This is a genomic window from Comamonas sp. GW821-FHT11H03, from assembly GCF_058807955.1.
In genome coordinates, this window is record NZ_JBXARF010000001.1 from 494,679 (window position 1) to 513,986 (window position 19,308).

17 protein-coding genes are annotated in these 19,308 nt (G+C 63.5%); 8 read left to right on the forward strand and 9 right to left on the reverse strand.

Translation table 11 applies throughout. The features are described from left to right. The first annotated feature begins 205 nt into the window (after positions 1-205). Positions 206-1,447 carry a helix-turn-helix transcriptional regulator gene (locus AC1RTQ_RS02360; protein ID WP_492874044.1) on the forward strand — a complete coding sequence of 414 codons (1,242 nt, stop codon included), beginning with the start codon at positions 206-208 and terminating at the stop codon, positions 1,445-1,447. Positions 1,448-1,525: 78 nt separating this feature from the next. Here the strand turns inward: AC1RTQ_RS02360 and AC1RTQ_RS02365 are convergent, their stop codons facing one another. Beyond that, positions 1,526-2,470, reverse strand: a complete 945-nt coding sequence (locus AC1RTQ_RS02365; protein ID WP_492874045.1) for a LysR family transcriptional regulator — start codon at positions 2,468-2,470, stop codon at positions 1,526-1,528. Positions 2,471-2,485: 15 nt separating this feature from the next. Then, positions 2,486-3,460, reverse strand: coding sequence for a quinone oxidoreductase family protein (locus tag AC1RTQ_RS02370; RefSeq protein WP_492874047.1), 975 nt, complete (start codon positions 3,458-3,460; stop codon positions 2,486-2,488). Positions 3,461-3,647: 187 nt separating this feature from the next. Here AC1RTQ_RS02370 and AC1RTQ_RS02375 point away from each other — a divergent pair, with 187 nt between their 5' ends. From AC1RTQ_RS02375 to AC1RTQ_RS02390, 4 genes are all read left to right on the forward strand, one after another. Beyond that, positions 3,648-3,914 carry a DUF2164 domain-containing protein gene (locus tag AC1RTQ_RS02375; RefSeq protein ID WP_003081203.1) on the forward strand — a complete coding sequence of 89 codons (267 nt, stop codon included), beginning with the start codon at positions 3,648-3,650 and terminating at the stop codon, positions 3,912-3,914. A gap of 103 nt (positions 3,915-4,017) precedes the next feature. After that, the gene (locus tag AC1RTQ_RS02380) at positions 4,018-4,194 is read left to right on the forward strand and encodes a hypothetical protein (protein WP_492874049.1); all 177 of its coding nucleotides are present in this window, start codon (positions 4,018-4,020) and stop codon (positions 4,192-4,194) included. A gap of 48 nt (positions 4,195-4,242) precedes the next feature. Continuing rightward, positions 4,243-5,487 carry an exonuclease subunit SbcD gene (gene sbcD / locus AC1RTQ_RS02385; RefSeq protein ID WP_492874050.1) on the forward strand — a complete coding sequence of 415 codons (1,245 nt, stop codon included), beginning with the start codon at positions 4,243-4,245 and terminating at the stop codon, positions 5,485-5,487. Beyond that, on the forward strand, positions 5,484-8,915 hold the full coding sequence (locus AC1RTQ_RS02390) for an SbcC/MukB-like Walker B domain-containing protein (protein WP_492874052.1): 3,432 nt from the start codon (positions 5,484-5,486) through the stop codon (positions 8,913-8,915). The genes sbcD and AC1RTQ_RS02390 overlap by 4 nt, the downstream gene beginning before the upstream one ends. An 8-nt stretch (positions 8,916-8,923) precedes the next feature. Here the strand turns inward: AC1RTQ_RS02390 and AC1RTQ_RS02395 are convergent, their stop codons facing one another. After that, positions 8,924-9,967, reverse strand: a complete 1,044-nt coding sequence (locus AC1RTQ_RS02395; protein ID WP_492874053.1) for a dioxygenase family protein — start codon at positions 9,965-9,967, stop codon at positions 8,924-8,926. A gap of 208 nt (positions 9,968-10,175) precedes the next feature. Between AC1RTQ_RS02395 and AC1RTQ_RS02400 the strand changes: the two genes are divergently transcribed. After that, the gene (locus AC1RTQ_RS02400) at positions 10,176-11,960 is read left to right on the forward strand and encodes an NAD(P)/FAD-dependent oxidoreductase (protein WP_492874054.1); all 1,785 of its coding nucleotides are present in this window, start codon (positions 10,176-10,178) and stop codon (positions 11,958-11,960) included. A 178-nt stretch (positions 11,961-12,138) separates the two neighbouring features. Then, positions 12,139-12,705: a hypothetical protein gene (locus AC1RTQ_RS02405; protein ID WP_492874056.1), complete on the forward strand. Its 567-nt coding sequence runs from the start codon at positions 12,139-12,141 to the stop codon at positions 12,703-12,705. An 18-nt stretch (positions 12,706-12,723) separates the two neighbouring features. Here AC1RTQ_RS02405 and AC1RTQ_RS02410 read toward each other — a convergent pair whose 3' ends face one another. The 6 genes from AC1RTQ_RS02410 to pyrC all read right to left on the reverse strand — a co-directional run bounded on the left by AC1RTQ_RS02410 (position 12,724) and on the right by pyrC (position 18,028). Further along, positions 12,724-13,518 (reverse strand): oxepin-CoA hydrolase, alternative type, encoded by a 795-nt coding sequence (locus AC1RTQ_RS02410; protein WP_492874057.1) that lies wholly within the window; start codon positions 13,516-13,518, stop codon positions 12,724-12,726. A gap of 86 nt (positions 13,519-13,604) precedes the next feature. Next, entirely contained in the window at positions 13,605-13,982 is a 378-nt protein-coding gene (locus tag AC1RTQ_RS02415; protein WP_492874058.1) for a hypothetical protein, read from the reverse strand. 124 nt (positions 13,983-14,106) lie between these two features. Next, a complete protein-coding gene (gene htpX / locus AC1RTQ_RS02420) occupies positions 14,107-14,979 on the reverse strand; it encodes a protease HtpX (RefSeq protein WP_003068113.1) in 873 nt (290 codons plus the stop codon). Between the two features lie 73 nt (positions 14,980-15,052). Further along, positions 15,053-15,925, reverse strand: a complete 873-nt coding sequence (locus tag AC1RTQ_RS02425; protein ID WP_492874060.1) for a DUF3025 domain-containing protein — start codon at positions 15,923-15,925, stop codon at positions 15,053-15,055. Positions 15,926-15,929: 4 nt separating this feature from the next. Further along, the gene (locus tag AC1RTQ_RS02430; RefSeq protein ID WP_492874062.1) at positions 15,930-16,832 is read right to left on the reverse strand and encodes an NYN domain-containing protein; all 903 of its coding nucleotides are present in this window, start codon (positions 16,830-16,832) and stop codon (positions 15,930-15,932) included. A 149-nt stretch (positions 16,833-16,981) separates the two neighbouring features. Then, positions 16,982-18,028 carry a dihydroorotase gene (gene pyrC, locus AC1RTQ_RS02435; protein ID WP_304349467.1) on the reverse strand — a complete coding sequence of 349 codons (1,047 nt, stop codon included), beginning with the start codon at positions 18,026-18,028 and terminating at the stop codon, positions 16,982-16,984. A gap of 162 nt (positions 18,029-18,190) precedes the next feature. Here pyrC and ocd point away from each other — a divergent pair, with 162 nt between their 5' ends. After that, complete coding sequence (gene ocd, locus AC1RTQ_RS02440) at positions 18,191-19,297, forward strand: ornithine cyclodeaminase (protein WP_492874064.1); 1,107 nt, start codon at positions 18,191-18,193, stop codon at positions 19,295-19,297. The last annotated feature ends 11 nt before the right edge of the window (positions 19,298-19,308 follow it).

Below are 19,308 nucleotides of genomic sequence, written 5' to 3' on the forward strand. Positions count from 1 at the left end.
TTGGATACGGCAGCGCAGCCTGCTTGATGTCCGGGGCTGACGACTCCTGGGTTGGCGCGGCGAGATGGCCAGCAAAACCTGACCGGTGCGCTCCAAAGAAGCCGCCGTCCGGCGGCCGCCCATTGCATGCACCAGGGATGAGGTCTTGTGAATCGAAGCCGGGCAATGAGGCGCTGATAATGCAATACAGCAAGAGGTCAACGCAATGAGCCCCACCTACGGCAAACTCAAACCCATCGATTACGCACAAGCCTCAATGACTTTTGCGCTCAAAGATGGCTCGACATCCGGAATTCAGACCCCTGAGACCGAAGAGCTGATCAGTGCGGAGCGCTTCAGCGAATTCATCAACCACCTCTATGACGCGGCTTCTTTGCCGGAGGCCTGGGTTCCCTGCCTGGAGGTGATTCGCACGCATATGCGCAGCAATTTTGCCGTGCTGATCATCCGCCAGACCGCAGGGGACAATATCGGTTTGGTGGTCACCGCATCCGGAGGGCTCGAGGGCTTGCTCACGCACGACGTCTACAGCGAGCACAGTCCATTCCTTGGCATGCCCAAGGAGCAATTCAAGACCATTCCCGACCTGATGTCCGAGAGCGAATGGCGCAGCAGCGTCTATTACAAGGACTGGTGCCGTGTGCACAATATTTTCCATGTGATGGCTGCCGATATCGTGACCACAGACGGCAGTGTCTACGGCCTGCGGATCACGCGCCCCGAATCAGAGCCGGCCTTCAGCCAGCGGGATCTGGATCTGGGGCGCATGCTCATGCCGCACATCCGCCGTGCGCTGAATATGCATCTGGCACTGCACCATGATCGCCAGGTCATGTCGCTGTACAGCACTGTCACGGCTCGCTTGATGGTCGGTGTCGTCATCCTGGACCAGAATGGCCAATTACTGGAAAGCAATCCTGCGGCCAAAGGCATTCTCGATGCTCAGGATGGACTCAGGATCTCCGGCGGCATGCTGGAGGCTGAATATGCCAGCGACAACCGAAAGCTCCAGCGACTGGTCAAGGATGCTTTGCTGTCCTCCCAGGCATCGGCGTCCGTCATGACCGAAGGCATCTCGATTGCCCGTCCTTCGGGTCAGCTCAACTGGGGGCTTGTCGTCCAGAGCATTTCCTCGGGTGACAACGCAGAGGCCAAGAGCCGTCCCTGCGTCGCGGTGTTCATGCGCAACACCGATGACAAGGCCGATCCGTCGGCGCACCTGGCCCAGCAGCTGTTTAAGCTCACGTCTTCGGAGACCGCGCTGGTGATCCAGCTGACCCACGGCCTGACGCTGGACGAAGCCGCCAAGGCGCTGGGCATTCGCCTCAATACCGCAAGAGCTCACCTGCGCTCCATCTTCTCCAAGACCGGTGCCCGCCGTCAAAGCGAGCTGGTACGCTTTTTTCTCAATAGCGCTGCCTGGCTGGGAAGCAGGAGCGGCACCTGATCCTCGCGCGGCCACCGCGCTCCAAGCCTTGAGCGGCCCGTACTCATCGCCCTGAAGCCGCAGGGCAGGCAGGGCTACTCAGCGGTCCGAGGGCCGCCAGGGAGCCGCCGCAAAAGCCTCCGTCACCCATTGCTTGAACGCCTTCATGGCGCCCGTGTTGTACTGCCCCGAAGGTCGCAGCAGGTAGATGCCGCCGGCTTCCCCCAATGTCCATTGCGGCAATATGCGGACCAGCTCTCCAGCATGGATGGAAGGCATGAGGTGCCAGTCACTGCCGGCGATGATGCCCACGCCTTTGAGTGCCGCATGCAGCAAAGCTTCGTTGTCGTTGCTGAGGATGGAGCCGCTGACGCGCACCGATTCGGCAACCCTGGCGACCTTCTCTCCTGCCGACTGAACCAGCCGCCATTGCGGAAAGTCCAGCAAGCCGGTGTAGCCCAGGCAGTTGTGACGGGCGAGATCCGCAGGCCTGCCTGGCGCTTCATGGCGCTCAAGATAGCTGGAGGATGCACACAGAAAGCGGTACTGATCGCACAGCCGCGTGGCCACCAGCCTGCTGTCCGCCAGATTGCCGATACGTATGGCGGCGTCAAAACGCTCCCCCACAATGTCCACGATGCGCTCGCTGTACTCCACTTCGAGCGCTACTTGAGGGTAGGCCAGGGAAAAATCCGCCAGCATGGGGCTGATCCACCGCCGCCCCATCGTCGCGGGCATGGACAAGCGCAGGCGCCCCCGCACTTCCTGCGCTCCCTGAGCCGCTTCCTGCTCTGCGTCCCGAATCAGATGGGCAGCCTGGCGCAGCTTTTCGACAAGTCGCCAGCCCTCATTGGTGAAATGCAGCTGGCGCGTGGTGCGCTCGACCAGACGCACGCCCAGTCTTCGCTCAAGAGCCTGCATGCGCTTGGAGAGCACCGAAGGGTGACGCGCCAGCAATCGTCCCGCAGCGGCAAACGACCCCTGGTCCGCCAGTGCGACCAGCGTGGCGAGCTCATCTGTGTGCTGGCTGTCGAATATCTCCATGGTGTCTATAGCGATTCAAGGGGTGAGGATGATCGAGCCTTGCGAGCGTCCTTGCTCCAGGTCTGCGTGCGCCAGGGCTGCGTCCTTGAGCGCGTAGCTTTTCCATATGCGAGGCGTGAGTATGCCGGCTGCGATGGCATCCAGCACGTCCTGCGCACGGCTCTGATACTCCTGTGTCGTTGCCGTATGCGCGGCCAGAGACGGACGGGTCAGAAACAGCGAGCCCTTGGCATTGAGCACGCCCACCTCAACGGCAGGCGGCAGGCCCGATGTGGCACCAAACGACACCATCAGCCCTCTGGGTCGCAGGCAGTCCAGCGAAGCGAAGAAGGTGTCTTTTCCGATGGAGTCGTAGACCACATCCACCTTCTGTCCCTGTGTGGCCTGCATCACCTGGGATGGCAGTGACTGCGCCTCGAAGACAAACACATGGTCGCAGCCTGCCGCCTTGGCGCGTTCCACACTGGCGGGCTTGGAGACGACGCCCAGAACCTGGGCGCCCAGATGCTTTGCCCACGCGCACATCAGTTGCCCCAGAGCCCCCGCAGCGCCATAGATCAGCACGCGGCTGCCCTGCTTCACCTGGCCGGTGGTCTTGAGCAGGTACTGGGCCGTGATGCCCTTGAACAGGACCGCTGCGGCGGCTTCCTCCCCAAGTGCGTCCGGAAGCCTGATCAGGCGATCCGCGGGAAACAGGCGCGCACTGGCATACGCGCCCAGGGGACCGGTGGCGTAGCCGACCCGATCGCCTGACTTCAGACCCGACACCCCCGAGCCCACTGCGGCCACGATACCCGCGCCCTCAAGGCCCAAACCCGAAGGCAATGCAATCGGGACCATGCCCTTGCGCTGATTGACATCCAGAGGATTGACACCGATGGCGGTCTGCTCGAGCAGAACCTCGCCCGGGCCTGGAGAGGGCAGATCCAGCGCTTCGAGCTGCATCACTTCGGGTGCACCTGAGCTGTAGATTCGAATGGCGAGGGCCATGGCTTTTCCTTGCGAATGATGAAGCAGCCATCGTATTCGTGCCATCTGCGTGCATCAACATGGGCGCATGCACATAATAAGTGCATGTGGTGCAGCAATATTCGCCTCAAGCCCTGAGCTTGTACCCAGGTCACGAAGCCGAATCAGACGCCTGAAGCGAAAGAAGTTTTACAAGAAAGCTTGATCGATGAGCATAGAACTCCCCAAACACGCACAGCAGCAGGCCATTGCCTCCATAGAACGCTATTTCCGCGAAAACATGGACGAGCCCATAGGCAATATGCAATCCGGTGCCCTGCTGAATTTCTTTCTCGCGGAAATAGGCCCCAGCATCTACAACCGTGCCGTGGCCGATGTGCAGGAGAGCCTGCAGGCCCGGCTGCAGGAGCTGGACTATGAAGTGGGCAAGGAAGAATTCAGCTACTGGACGGCCAAGCGCACAGGCAAACGCTGAAACGATGCCTGCCCGACGCCTGCAAGCCGCTTTGCGGCCAGGTCGGCCGGCACCGACTGTGGCTGCGTTAGAGAAACTGGCGCATGCCCTCAGGGATGAAGGTATGAGCCAGGTCGCGCTCTACCGCCTGTACCTGGCCGAACATGCACGCAGCGACCTCGACGAACCGCGCCTGGAGGCGCTGGCCGAGACCCTGGATCTGATCTGGGGTGGCGGCTGGGCCAAAGGCCGTGCATTGTTCGAGCAAGAGCTGTCGCAAGCACGGCTCAATAGCGGATAAGACAGCGCCTGCGCCCGCCAGTCGCCCCGTCTGGCATACCATCGCCGCATGCGTCTTCTCCATACCTCCGACTGGCATCTGGGCCAGCACTTCATGGGCCGCAGCCGCCAGACCGAGCATCAGGCCCTGATCGACTGGTTGCTCACCCAGGTCCAGACCCATGTCGTAGATGCCGTGCTGATCGCCGGCGACATCTTCGACACCGGAGCCCCGCCCAGCTATGCGCGCGAACTCTACAACCAGCTCATCGTGCGCCTGCACGACGCAGGCGCGGCCTTGCTACTGCTGGCCGGCAATCATGACTCGGTCAGCGTGCTCGATGAAAGCCGCGAGCTGCTGACCTACCTGGGCGCTCAGGTGGTCAGCTCGACCGGTGATGAAGCCCGACATGTCGTCACGCTGGCGCGGCGCGGCACAGCGCAGGAGCCCGGCTGCATCGTCTGCGCCCTGCCCTTCATCCGCCCGCGTGATGTGCAGCAAAGCCAGGCCGGACAAAGCGCACAGGACAAGCAGCAGGCACTGCAAACCGCGATTGCGTCCACCTACCAGCGCGTGTATGCCGCAGCCCTTCAAACGCAGCAGGAGATACAGGCCAGCCAGGGCGAGCTGCTGCCCATCATTGCCACCGGCCATCTGACCACGGTGGGGGCCAGCAGCAATGAATCGGTACGTGAAATCTATGTGGGCGCATTGGAGGCTTTTCCGACCAATGCCTTCCCGCCAGCCTGCTATATCGCCCTTGGCCATATCCACAAGCCGCAGCTCGTCGGCGGGCTCGATCACATCCGCTACAGCGGCTCTCCCATCGCGCTGGGCTTTGACGAAGCCAGGCAGACCAAGCAGGTACTGCTGGTGGATCTGGATGCCGACGGACTGCAGGCCGTCACCGCCCTGCCCGTGCCGGTGTTCCAGCCCATGGCCTCCATCACCGGCAGTCTGGCGCAGATGCCGGAGCTGCTGAAGTCTGCCGCCGCTCAAACCCGCAACCATCTGCCTGTCTGGCTGGAAGTGACGGTACAGGAAGACGACTACCTGTCCGACCTCACGGCGCGCGTGCAGGCCATGGCCGAGTCACTGCCCGTGGAGATTTTGCGCATCAAGCGCCAGCGCAGCCAGGCTTCGGCACTGCTGTCCGGCGAGGCCCGCGAGTCGCTTGATGAACTCACTCCGCTCGATGTGTTTGCGCGCCGACTGGCCCAGGAGAGCCTGGAGCCGCCGCTGCAATCGGCGCTGACCGAGCGCTATCGACAAGTGCTGCACGGCCTCCATGACGAGCAAGGAGCAGCGGCATGAGAATTCTCAAACTGCGCCTGAAGAACCTGAACTCGCTCAAGGGCGAGTGGAAGGTGGACTTCACCGTCGCCCCCTTTGCCGACAACGGCCTGTTTGCCATCACCGGACCCACGGGTGCGGGCAAGTCCACCTTGCTCGATGCCATCTGCCTGGCGCTCTATCACCAGACGCCGCGCCTCGACAGCATCAGCGGCAGCAACGACATCATGACGCGCCACACCGGCGAGTGCGAAGCCGAGGTGGAGTTCGAAGTCAAAGGTGTGGCCTACCGCGCCTTCTGGAGCCAGCGCCGCGCGCGCGGCAAGCCGGACGCAGCCCTGCAAGCGCCCAGGGTGGAGCTGGCACTGGTGGCGGACGGCAGCATACTCACCACCCACATCAAGGACAAAGCCCGGCGCATCGCCGAGATCACCGGGCTGGACTTTGCGCGCTTTACCAAGTCCATGCTGCTGGCCCAGGGCGGCTTTGCCGCTTTTTTGCAGGCCACGGCCAATGAGCGTGCCGAGCTGCTCGAGGAACTGACCGGCACCGATATCTACGGCCGCATCTCGGAAAGCGTCTTTGCACGCGCCCGCGACGCCCGCCAGGCCCTGGAAAAGCAACAGGCACAGGCCCAGGGCATGCAGCTGCTGGATGCAGGCACGCGCGAGCAGCTGCAATCCGAGGCGGCACTGCTGCAAACCGGCTTGACGGATCTGCAGGCACGCCACCAGCAGCTGCAAACCGTACAACGCTGGCAGGCACAGACCATGCAGGCCATGCAGGAGGTGGAGCAGGCACGCAATGCACAAGCGAGCGCCCAGCAAGCGCTCAGTGATGCCGCGCACGATTTGCTGCGCCTGCAGGCCCACGGACCTGCGCAGGCAATCCAGCCCATGCACCATCGCTGGCAGCAGGCGCAAGACCAGCAAAGCGAACAGGCCGCGCAATTGCAGCAACTGCATACCCAGCGGCTGCAAGCCCAAAGCGCGCAATGGCAGCAACACCAACAGGCCCGGCAATTGGCTGGCGATCAGCTGCAGCAGTCAAGGCTGCAGCTGCAGTCTGCACAGGCTCAGCAGGCTGATTTGGCCGTATGGCTGCAGACCCATGCCAGCCGCGCCCTGCTGGGTGAAAACCTCAGCGGCTGGCGCGAGCAGCTGCAGCAAGGCCAGCACCTGCAGCAGCAAGCTGCTCAGACAAAAGCGCAGGCAATGCAGTTGCAGCAAGTCGCCCTGCACCTGCAGCAGCAGGCCGATGAGCAGGCACAGCAAGGCATGCAGTCGACACGGCAAGCTGCCCTGGCGCTGCAGCAGCAGCAGGCCGCTGAACAAGCCCTGCAGCAGCTGCTGGCCACGCACGGCAGCCTGCCTCAACTGCGCAGCCACTGGCAAAACGCGCAGCGCCAGCTGCATCACTGGCAGCAGTTGCAGGAGCATGCCGCACTGCGCCAGCCCCTGGATGCGCAAGAGCAACGCAATGCGCAGGCGTTGAGCTCCGTTGAAGCCCGCATTCAGGAGCAGCTTGCGCAACGCGATGACTTGCGTGCGCAGTACAAGGCGCTCAAGGACAAGGTGGCCGACAAGCAAGCCCTGCTTGACCAGGAGCGCCTCATCCAGAGCCTGCAAGAGCACCGCGCCGCGCTGCAGCCCGGCGATGCCTGCCCGCTGTGCGGATCGCACGAGCACCCGGCCATCACCGAATACGCGGCGCTGGATGTATCGGCCACTGCCGCTGCACTGCAGCAAGCGCAGAGCGAGCTCGAGTTGCTGCAGCGCCAGGGCGAGCAGCTGAACACCGCGCTGGCCACTGCCCAGGGTCAGCGGCACCAGCAGCAGGAGCAGCATCAGGTCATTGCCCAGCAGATTGAACAATGGCTGGCACGCTGGGCTGACCTACGCGCACAGAGCGCGGTGCCGCTGGATGAGGCGGCATGGCAACAGCCCGATGCACTGCGCACCGCTTGCGCTGAAGCCGGGCAGCAGATTGCGCAGCTGCAGCAGAACCTGGCCGATGCCGAAACTGCCGAACGCCAACTGCAACAGGCCAAGGACGCCTGCCAGGCGGCTGTGCAACACCAGCAGCAGATCGAGCATGCACAGGCCAGCACCCAGCAGGCTCGGCAGAACAATCTGACGCAGCAGCAGCAGACCGACCAGGCACTGCAAGCCTTGATGCAGCAGGCCGGCGACCTGCAAAATCGCTTGCAGCTTGCTCTGCAAACGGCAGGCTACGCATTGCCCGACAGCGCGGACACGACAGAGTGGCTGGCTGCACGACAGCAGGAATGGCAGCAATGGCAGCGCCAGCAACAGGCAATGCAAGAGCTGGCCCAGCAGATCGACCTGCTGCAACGCCGGGTCGAGCAAGCCGCAGAGGATGCCGAGCACTGGCTGCAACGCAGCCAGGCCCTGCCCGATCTCCCCGCCGACGCCACTGCCTGTACAGCGCCACCCGCCGCCACGCTGCAAGAGTGCAAGATCCTGATCGAGCAGACAATGCAGCAGCTGGCCACGCTGCAAGGTCAGGCAAGCCAGGCCCAAGCCACGCTCGAGCAGTTGCAGCAATCGACGCAGACGGCCCTGCTCGCATGGCAGCAGGCGCTGCAGGCCAGCCCGTTCTCCGACGAGGCGCAGTACACCGCAGCCCTGCTGTCCGATGCCGAACAGCAAGGTCTGCAGGCACTGAGCAACCAGCTTCAGGGCGCGGCACAACGCGCAGCCACCTTGCTGGCCGATGCAAGCCAGCGACTGACCGAGTTGCAAGCGCAGGCGCTCAGCGATGAAGCACCTGAAACCATTACCGAGCACATTACCCAGCTGGAGACCGAACGCGCCCAGAAGGCCGAGCAACTGGGCGCCCACCGCGCCCGCCTCAAGGATGATGATGACCGCCGCGCCGGCCAGCAGGCCTTGCTGGCCCAGATTGCCGAGCAGGAAAAAGACTGCGACCTGTGGCAGCGGCTGGACGGCCTGATCGGCTCGGCCAAGGGCGACAAGTTCCGCAAATTTGCACAGGGGCTGACGCTGGACCATTTGCTGCATCTGGCCAACCGGCACCTGCAGCGCCTGCACGGTCGCTATCTGCTGCGGCGCAAGCCCACTGGCGAGCTGGAGCTGGACATCGTGGACGGCTGGCAGGGTGATGTGGCACGCGACACGCGCACGCTCTCCGGCGGCGAGGCCTTTCTCGTCAGCCTGGCACTGGCACTGGCACTGTCCGACCTGGTCAGCAGCAAGACCTCGATTGACTCGCTATTCCTCGACGAAGGCTTCGGCACGCTGGACGGCGACACGCTGGAGATGGCCCTCACCGCGCTCGACGCACTCAACGCCAGCGGCAAGATGATTGGAGTCATCAGCCATGTGGAAGCGCTCAAGGAGCGCATTCCGGCGCAGATCCGCGTGGAAAAAGCGGCCGGAATCGGCTACTCCAGACTGGTGATCTGAAGCCTGGCTCAGGTGCCGGGCGGAGGTGGCGGCATCATGCCCGGGCGCGGCGGCCGCATGCCGCCGGGCCGCCCCGGACCTCCAGCCCGACCTGGCCCCCCTGGGCCGCCTGGCGGCATGAAGCCCTTGACCTGGCAGAGCTTGTCGGCACTATCGCTGCGCACCACCACGGTCTTCGATGCCAGCATCACCCCGCCCAGGTTCTGCACATCGAAGACATAAGGCGTCTTGTCCGGCTCCTGCCCGACCACGTTATCCACATCCAGGCGGGTATCGGGCTGGCCCTTGTCCTTGTAGCGCAGTGCCTGCGCAAAGATTTCGTGGTTGAGCGCATCGCTGAACAGCAACTGACTGGTCAGCCACGATGCAGCGCTGTCCGCCGGGTCGTAGCTGCCCTGCAGAATGCGAAAGTGCACATGCACGGCACGGCCTCGATACCAGCCGGGGTAGCAACTGTCGAAGCGCGCCACGCCATGGCCGTCGGTGCGCTGATAGCCGCGAAAAAACTGCTTGTTCACATCGGCGGCATCGTTGTTGCACATGCGGTGAATCTGGCCCGAGTAACCGCCCGTGTGATTGGTATGCCAGATCTCGACAATCGTTCCCGCCACCGGCTCGCAGCGCTCGTTGACCACGCGGATCTGCATATGCAGCGGCAGGCCATCCCAGCCATCGCTGACATCCATGCGCTCGGGCGACAGCGTATGGCAGGGGCCTATGGTGGCCTCGCAGGTCAGGCGGCAACCGCCCGCCAGCCCTGCTCCAGCAAACGGATTGATGCTGCGTACGGCGGCGGTGATGGCCTTGGTGCCGCCGCTAAGCCATGGAGCAGCGGCCTTCGCCGTGCCGGCCGTGGCCGGCGCTGCTGCCGAACCGATTGTGGCGGGCGCGGCACGACCGGGCAATGGCACCAAGGGCAGTGCCCCCAGCAGGGCTGCAGATTGCCGCAGCCAGCTTCTGCGTGAAGTTGCGCGCGCGGACGGTGCAAGCGTTTCGGATGAGGAGTGCGGCTGGGTCATGGGCGGCAAGGACTCGTCTGTGAATCGCACCATGCTAGCGCCGCAGCCGCCCACGCAGTCAGCGACCGCCCCATCTTTACCGATGCTATAAAAAAATGCGATCCATGCCTTTACCGCAAAGCGCCATTCGCTATGGTTTTTGATAGTTTCACCGATCAGGCGCCAAGGTCACCCCGACCGTGCCGAGCCAGCCCAAAGGCTTTGGCTTACCATCCAGACCCTTGCTTGATAGGTACAAGCCATGATCCGGATCGCAGAACTCAAACTCCCTCTCTCGGCGGTTGAATACCACCCCGAGAACCACACCGAATACCAGCCCACGGACAAGCTCACCCAGCTCGCGGCCGAGCGTCTGGGCCTTGCGGCCGACGCCATTGCCAATGTGCATGTGCACAAGCGCAGCTTCGATGCGCGCAAGGCTGAATTGTTGGCCGTCTACATCGTCGATATCACGCTGGCCGACGCAAGCCGGGAGGCCGCGCTGCTGACGCAGTTTGCCGACCATCCACATGTCAACCCCACGCCCGACATGAGCTGGAAGCCCGTGGGCCAGGCCCCGGCGGATCTGGACGAGCGCCCCGTGGTCGTGGGCTTTGGCCCCTGCGGCATGTTTGCCGGACTGGTGCTGGCCCAGATGGGCTTCAAGCCCATCGTGCTGGAGCGCGGCAAGACCGTGCGCGAGCGCACCAAGGACACCTGGCGGCTGTGGCGCAAGCGCGAGCTGACGCCCGAGTCCAATGTGCAGTACGGCGAAGGCGGTGCCGGCACCTTCTCCGACGGCAAGCTCTACAGCCAGATCAAGGACCCGCGCCATCTGGGCCGAAAGGTGCTGACCGAGTTCGTGACCTATGGTGCACCGCCCGAGATCCTCTACGCGGCTCACCCCCATATCGGCACTTTCAAGCTGGTCAAGCTGGTCGAAGGCATCCGCGAGGAAATCGTGCGCCTGGGCGGCGAAATCCGCTTCGAGCAGCGCGTGACCGATGTACAGATCGAAGAAGTCGACGGCCAGCGCCAGCTGGTCGGGCTGCAGGTGCTCGACCAGACCACTGGCCAAAGCTATGCACTGCCCACCCATCACGCCGTGATGGCTCTGGGCCACAGCTCGCGCGACACTTTTGCCATGTTCTACGAGCGCGGCGTGGCCATGGAGGCCAAGCCCTTCTCCGTGGGCTTTCGCATCGAGCATCCGCAAAGCGTGATCGACCGCGCCCGCTGGGGCAAGGATGCCGGCCATCCGCTGCTGGGCGCTGCCGACTACAAGCTGGTGCACCATGCCAAAAACGGCCGCGCCGTCTACAGCTTCTGCATGTGCCCTGGCGGCACCGTGGTGGCCGCGACCAGCGAACCCGGGCGTGTCGTCACCAACGGCATGAGCCAGTATTCGCGCGCCGAGCGCAATGCCAATGCCGGCATGGTCTGCGCCATCAGCCCTGAGGACTACCCGCAGGACGCCGAGAGCTTTGCCTGGGCCTTTGACGGCAAGACCTTTGGCGTCGAAAAGCTGCAAAAAGGCGAGCATCACCCGCTCTCCGGCATTGTGCTGCAGCGCCAGCTGGAGTCCAAAGCCTATGTGCTCGGCGGCCAGAACTACAGCGCGCCCGGCCAGCTCGTGGGCGACTTTGTGGCCGGCAAGCCCTCCAGCGCGATCGGCGAAGTTCAGCCCTCCTACAAGCCCGGCATCAGCCTCGGCGATCTGCACCAGGCCCTGCCTACGTATGCAATTGAGGCCATGCGCGAAGCCCTGCCCGCCTTCGGCAAGAAGATTCGCGGCTACGACATGAAGGATGCCGTGCTGACCGGTGTGGAAACCCGCACCTCGTCCCCAGTCAAGATCGGCCGCGGCGCCGACTTCCAGAGTGACAACACGCGCGGTCTGTTCCCGGCCGGCGAAGGTGCCAGTTACGCGGGCGGCATTCTGTCGGCCGGTGTGGACGGCATCAAGGTCGGCGAGGCCGTGGCTGCAGCGATTCTCGGCGTAGCAGTCCCCTCCTCGGGCGCGCGCGGCTCGGGCGGCGCTCTGTAAGCGAAGCAGACAGCCTCGCTGCACCCACTCCCAGGCTGCCAGACCTGCTGCTGGCTGCCTTTGATGGGTGCTCTTCCATACCTGACGTCATGGCTCTACAGGTTTTTGGACGCTGACTGACAGTGCACCAGGCTGGGCATCGGTACGCTGAGGGCTTCATCGCACGTCAAGCGTCACCATGAAACCTTTGCGACTCGCCCCTGCCTCTCTAACCCTGGGACTGGCCTGCTGGCTGGCTGCCGCCAGTGCCGGCGCACAAACCAGTGATTCCGCTGCTGCAGATACCGTCGGCAGCAAGCCCTCTGCGCTGTCTGGCTGGATGTTTGGCTACGCCCCCCTGGACTGGCATTTCTCCGATGCCAAAAAGGAAAACGATTTCGAGCCCGACGAACAAAAGCACGCCTATGTCTGGCTGATCCAGGCCGAGAAGGAACTGGACGAGCGCCATATCGCGGGCTTTGCCTATTTCAAGAATTCATTCGGCCAGCCCAGCCAGTACGCCTACTATGGCTGGCGCTTCAGGCCGTTTGACAGCGTGCCTGGCCTTTTCTTCAAGGTCACGGGCGGCATCATTCACGGCTACAAGTTTCCCTACAACAAGAAGATCCCGTTCAACAACCGGCATGGCTGGGGCATCACGGCCATTCCGGCCGTGGGCTATGACTTCAACCGCAACTGGGGAGCCCAGATCAATGTGCTGGGCAATGCCGGCGTGATGTTCCAGCTCAACTACACGGTTCGCTAGGCCACCGGATACGACCTGTCAGGCACCGCGCAGCCTGGCAAAGTCGGGGGCACGCTTTTCGAGGAATGCGGCAATGCCTTCGCGGGACTCCTCGCTGCCCTGCGCCTCGACCATATGGTCGGCCTCCAGCGCCAGCTGCTCCTCCAGGCTGTGGCGGTGGGCCACCCGGCACAGCGCCTTGATACGCGCGGTCGCCACCTCCGGCCCCTGGGCCAGTTGCCGGGCCATCTCCAGCGCTTGCTCCAGGGCCTGGCCCGGCTCCGCCAGACGGTTGACGCAGCCATGGGCATGCATGCGCTCACCGCTGATGCGCTCGCCCGTCAGGCAGAGCTCGGTCAGCAACTGACGGGACATGAACTCGGCCAGAAACGAGGTCGCACCACCGTCGGGAGTGAGGCCGACCTTCACATAGGCCACCGAGAAAACCGCCGACCTTGCCGCCACCAGCATGTCGCAAGCCATGGCCAGAGACAGGCCCGCACCCGCAGCAGCGCCCTCCACCGCCGCGATCACGGGCTTGGGGCAGTCGCGTATGGCACGCATCAGATGGTTGAGATCCTCGAGCCTGAGACGGCGCTCGGCCAGCGGCATCTCTCGCCGCGTCGCCAGCTGGTTCAGATCACCACCAGCGCAGAAATGACCGCCCTCGCCCGTGAGGATCACGGCGGCCACCGAGGCATCGGTGCCGGCCCCACGCAGCGCTTGCATGACCGCGTGGTAATACTCGGGCGACAGCGCATTGCGCGCGGCCTGGTTGTTGTTGGAGAGAACGAGAACAGCGCCTTCGCGGCGGGTGACAAGAGCAGGATTCACGGCACACCTCCTGCACCCGACTCTAGCGACGCAGGCACCGACCGCCTAGCGGGCCAGTGCCACCTCTTGTCACCTAGCGGACGCCCTCAGCGGCGCGGTCCCCAATGGCCACCGCCATGATGCCAGCCGCCAGGGCCATGGTTCCAGCCCCCGTCATGCCAGCCGTAGCCGGGACGTGGCGGCACGGCCCAGCGACCGGGACGCCAGTTGTAGCGTCCGCCGCCCCAGCCCCAGGCGCCGCCAATCCAGACATAGGCCGGCGAGGGAGCCACCGGGATCACCTCGTTGATCAGGGGAGGCGGGGCCATGGGTGCATAGACGTCGCCCGCGACCACCTCGGATCCATACGCCGGATAAGCCGGATAGGCCGGGGCCACCACACAGCCCGCAAGCAGGGCAGCCGAGCCGCCCAGCAGCAGGGCCGGCAGCAGGCGGCGGGTCATGGTTTGAGAGATGAAGGACATCACAACTCCTGAAAGTCCGGGGACATGTAGATGCTCTTACAACGCAAAAGCCCCTGCCAGCTGTTGACAGGGGCTTGTGAAGCAGCGGTAAAGACCGGCTACGGCCGTTTACACATGTGTACGCTTAACGGGCGTTTTGCAGTGCAGCAATGCGCTGCTCGATGGGCGGGTGGGTCGAGAACAGCTGGCCGATGCCGCCGGCAATGCCCATGGCCGCCACGCTCTTGGGCAGCTCACCCGGATGCATGCCGCCCAGACGAGCCAACGCATTCATCATGGGCTGCTTGCGACCCATGAGCTGTGCGGCACCCGCGTCGGCGCGGAACTCGCGCTGGCGCGAGAACCAGGCCACGATCATGGCGGCGACAAAGCCCAGCAAGATATCCAGCACCACGGTGGTGATCATGTAGCCGATGCCGGGGCCCGAGCTTTGCTCGTCGTTGCGGCGCAGGAAGGAGTCGACCGCATAGCCGATCACGCGCGAGAGGAACACCACAAAGGTGTTCATCACGCCCTGGATCAGCGTCATGGTCACCATGTCGCCATTGGCGATGTGGGCCACTTCGTGACCGATCACGGCCTCGACCTCTTCACGCGTCATGCCTTCCAGCAGACCGGTGGACACGGCCACCAGGGCCGAGTTCTTGAAGGCACCAGTCGCAAAGGCGTTGGGCTCGCCCTCATAGATGCCGACCTCGGGCATGCCGATGCCGGCCTTCTCGGCAAAGCCACGCACGGTGTTGACGATCCAGGCCTCATCGGCGTTGCGCGGCTCGTTGATGACCTGCACACCCGAAGTCCACTTGGCCATGGGTTTGGAGATCAGCAGCGAGATGATGGCGCCGCCAAAGCCCATGATGAAGGCAAAACCCAGCAGGGCGCCCAGATTGAGGCCGTTGGCAGTGAGGTAGCGGTTGACGCCCAGCAAGCTGGCGACGATGCCCAATACCGCCACCACGGCGATATTGGTCAGTAGAAATAAGGCAATACGTTTCATCGAGGGTGTACTCCACACAGGGGACAAAATGACCAGAACCCCTGAGGCACCGCCTGTGCAGGACGAATGCTCATCAAGCCAGCTCTCTTTCTGGCGGTACCCGTTGTTGTGTTGTTTGTGCGGTACGTGGGGCTCGGAAAACTAGAGAGTCATCATAGAAGGAAAAGTTCTGGTTTTGCAGGCACCAGTCCGGGATTCCTAATATGGGAATTGGTAGATAGGGCTTGCTGGCCAAATTGCAAGACTGGGTCCGCAACTGATCGTCCAGCCAGCCATCGGCCTTGGCCAGCGATGCCAGGCGCGGCGCCTGCTCCAGCGGCACGCAGATCACATGTGCGGTGATGGCCTTGCGCGGCTGAACCAGCTTTTCCAGCAGGGCATGGCCTATGGGAAGCAAGCGCGCCTGCTGCCATAGCGCACGCCTGGCCACAAACAGCTCCTGCCAGCGCTTGTCGCGCAGCGCATCGCACAGGGCCTGAGGTGCCAGCAGCAAGCCGCCGTTTTCGTCCAGCACCGTGATCGAATCGCGCAGGCGACCGCGCTGCGCTCCCACGCCCTGGCGCGCTATCTCGGCCGCCTGCAGCGCGTTGAGCCGCTGCTTGAGCAGCGGCCAGTGCAGCCAGATCAGGCCGTTGAAGAAGTCATGCAGATTGTCGCGCGTGGGAATGCCGCGCTCTCGGTGGATGAAGGCCTCATAGGCCTGGCCTGGCGGCAAAGCCTCTTGCGGCAAAAAGTGCCAGCCATGATCGCTCAATGCCGGGGGCAGCCTGTCATTGAGCGCAAGGTACACAGGCATCCCTTTCGCAATGCGCTGCGCCATCGTCCGCCCGGCACAGGCCAGACAGCTCAGCCAAGGGCGTGACCAGTCGATCGCCAAAAATGCCTCGGCATCGCTGGCACTCGACAGGCCCGGGCATGCGGTGCGCGGCGGATTCATGCATTCCATGCCGCTATTTTGGCGGTGGCATTGCGGCCGAGATGCTCTGGGGCGATGCAGCTTTCTTCATGCGCTTGTCACGCACGGCGACCCGCGAAGTGCCTTCATCGCGGAATTCAAATGCCTGAATTGCCGCCAGCAGCTTGCTCAAGGAAGGGTAGCCATAGTTGCGCGCATCAAAAGACAGCTTGTTGCCGATGTGCGTGCCCAGCGTACCCACCAACGCCCACCCGGCCTCATCTTGGGTAGCCTTCACCGCATCCCGCAACATCGCCAGCAGCTTGGTGTTCTGGCGCAGCAAATTGGTCGGCACCGGAGCCGGAGTCGCCGGCTCCGCAGAGCTTGGTGCTTTTTCAAGGATGGCAGGCACGGGCGTCACAGCCGCGACAAGGCTGGCAGATGACTGCGGCAAAGCTTCCCCCGCATCTTCTTCCAGCTCGCGGCGTTCACTGCGGCTGGCAATGCCGTCGCCCAGCTCCTTGAGCGCATCGAAATACAGAAAGCGCGAGCAGGCGTTGACGAAAGCCTTGGGCGTCTGCTCCGCACCGAATCCATAGACGGCAGCGCCCTTGGCGCGCAAATGCATGACCAGCGGCGTGAAGTCGGCGTCCGAGGAGACGATGCCGAAGGCATCGGGCTTTTCGGTATAGAGCAGCTCCATGGCATCCACCGTCATGGCCATGTCGGTCGCGTTCTTGCCCTTGGAGTAATCGAACTGCTGCATGGGCCGCACGGCATATTCGAGCAGCTTGCTCTGCCAGCCATGCAGACCGGCCTTGGTCCAGTTGCCATAGGCACGGCGGATATTGATCAGGCCGAAGGTGGACAGCTCGGTCAATATCTCGTCAATCATCTCTGCGGGCGCGTTGTCCGCATCGATCAGCAAGGCAATCTTGGGCTGGACATCGTTGGGCATGCAATCTCCTGAGCGCTGTTTGGCCAAGCCTAACCGAGGCCTTGCGCAACGCCAAATTAAAAAAGGAGCAGCTCGCGCAACTCCTTTCTATATTTCAGAGTGAAAACACCTGCAATTCAACTGAAAACAGGCGCTTGCAGCTACTGTTTTTAATCCAGCATCTTCCAGGGCAGGGCTTCGCCAAAGCGCAGCGGCTTGAGCTGCGCACCTTCGCCGTATTCAAAGCTCACGGGCGGCGTCCAGCTTTCCTTGACCAGAGTGATGGTGTCGGTGTTGCGGGGCAGGCCGTAGAAATCGGCGCCGTTGAAGGAGGCAAAGGCTTCGAGCTTGTCCAGGGCGCCGACGCCGTCAAACACCTCGGCATACATCTCGATGGCGGCGTGAGCACTGTAGCAGCCGGCGCAGCCGGTGGCGGCTTCCTTCAGGTGCGCGGCGTGAGGAGCGCTGTCCGTGCCCAGGAAAAACTTGCGGCTGCCGCTGGTGGCGGCCTGCACCAGTGCCAGGCGATGGGTTTCGCGCTTGAGCACCGGCAGGCAATAGAAGTGCGGGCGCACGCCGCCCAGGAAGATGGCATTGCGGTTGAACAGCAGATGCTGGGGCGTGATGGTCGCTGCCAGGAAATCATCGGCTGCGGCCACGTACTCGGCGGCTTCCTTGGTCGTCACATGCTCCATGACGATCTTGAGCTCGGGGAAATCCTGGCGCAGAGGCTTGAGCTGCTGCTCGATGAACACGGCCTCGCGGTCGAACAGGTCGATGCTCTGATCGGTCACTTCACCGTGCACCAGCAGCACCAGGCCTTCGCGCTGCATGGCTTCCAGCGTCGGATAGATCTTGCGCAGATCGGTCACGCCATGGTCGGAATTGGTCGTGGCACCTGCGGGATAGAGCTTGCAGGCCACCACGCCGGCCGCCTTGGCGCGCACAATTTCCTCGGGCCCCAGGTTGTCTGTCAGATACAGCGTCATCAGCGGCTGGAACCGGCTGCCTGCAGGCACGGCCGACAGAATGCGGGCGCGGTAGTCCTGCGCCATCTCTGCCGTGGTGACCGGGGGCTTGAGGTTGGGCATGATGATGGCGCGGCCCATCTGGCGGGCAGTGTGCGGCACCACGCAGCGCATGGCATTGCCATCGCGCACATGCAGGTGCCAGTCATCGGGGCGGGTAATCGTGATGGTCTGAGTCATGGCCGATATTGTCCCATCTTCGCTGGCGACAGGCCCGCGCTCAAACCCGTGCGGGCCATGCCCTGGAGCTGCGTACAGCGCGGTCATGGGTCCACCTCTTGGGCATTTCCCAGGCATTTCTCTGGCATTTGGCGCTGAAATCCTCAAAAATGAGGTCAAGGAGGAAGTCTCATGTCTGTTCCTCAAGCTCTGGCCCGGACACCATTCCGGACCGACTTTCTCAGCGCCAGCGATGCAGCCCGGCTGGTGGCGCGCATCGGCATCCCCCAGGTGCTGCGCCTGATCAGCCAAGCCCTGGAGGCCGACTTCGGCCGCTGGCAGGACTTCGACAAAAGCGCGCGTACGGCCGCCCATTCCGCCAGCGGCGTGATCGAGCTGATGCCGGTGGCCGATGCGCGGGACTACGCCTTCAAATACGTCAACGGCCACCCGCGCAATCCGCGTCTGGGACTGCCCACTGTAATGGCCTTCGGCGCGCTGGCCGATGTCGCCACCGGCATGCCGCGCTTTGTCAGCGAGCTGACGCTGACCACGGCCTTGCGCACCGCCGCTACATCCGCCATGGCCGCGCGTCATCTGGCGCGTACCAGCAACCGCAGCATGGCGCTGATAGGCAATGGCTCGCAAAGTGAATTTCAGGCGCTGGCCTTCATGGAGCTGCTGGGCGTGCGCGAGCTGCGCCTGTTCGACATCGACCCTGCAGCCTCGCAAAAGCTGCTGCGCAACCTGCAGCCGTTCCTGCCCGACTTTTGCGCCACGGCCATCGTCTGCACCAGCGTGCGAGACGCCGTGGCCGGCACGGACATCGTGACCACCGTCACCGCCGACAAGACCCACGCCACCATCATTCCCGGGCATTTGCTGGAGCCCGGCATGCATATCAATGCAGTGGGCGGAGACTGCCCCGGCAAGACAGAGTTCGATGCCAACGCCCTGCAACGTGCGCAGGTCTTTGTCGAGTACGAGCCGCAAACGCGCATCGAGGGCGAGCTGCAGCAAATGCCTGCCGACTTTGCCGTGACCGAGCTGTGGCGCGTGCTGCAGAAGCTGGCGCCGGGCCGGACATCGGCCGCCCAGATCACCTTGTTCGACTCCGTGGGCTTCGCACTGGAGGACTACTCGGCGCTGCGCACCATGCACAGCCTGGCGCAAGGCGCGGGCCTGCTGTCTCAGATCGAGCTGGTGCCGGAGCTCGCCGACCCCAAGGATCTGTTTGCCATGGTGAGACAGGCATCGCCCCCCCAGATCATCAATCTTGCGGCCCTTAAGACGGCCTGAAGCGGAGCGGC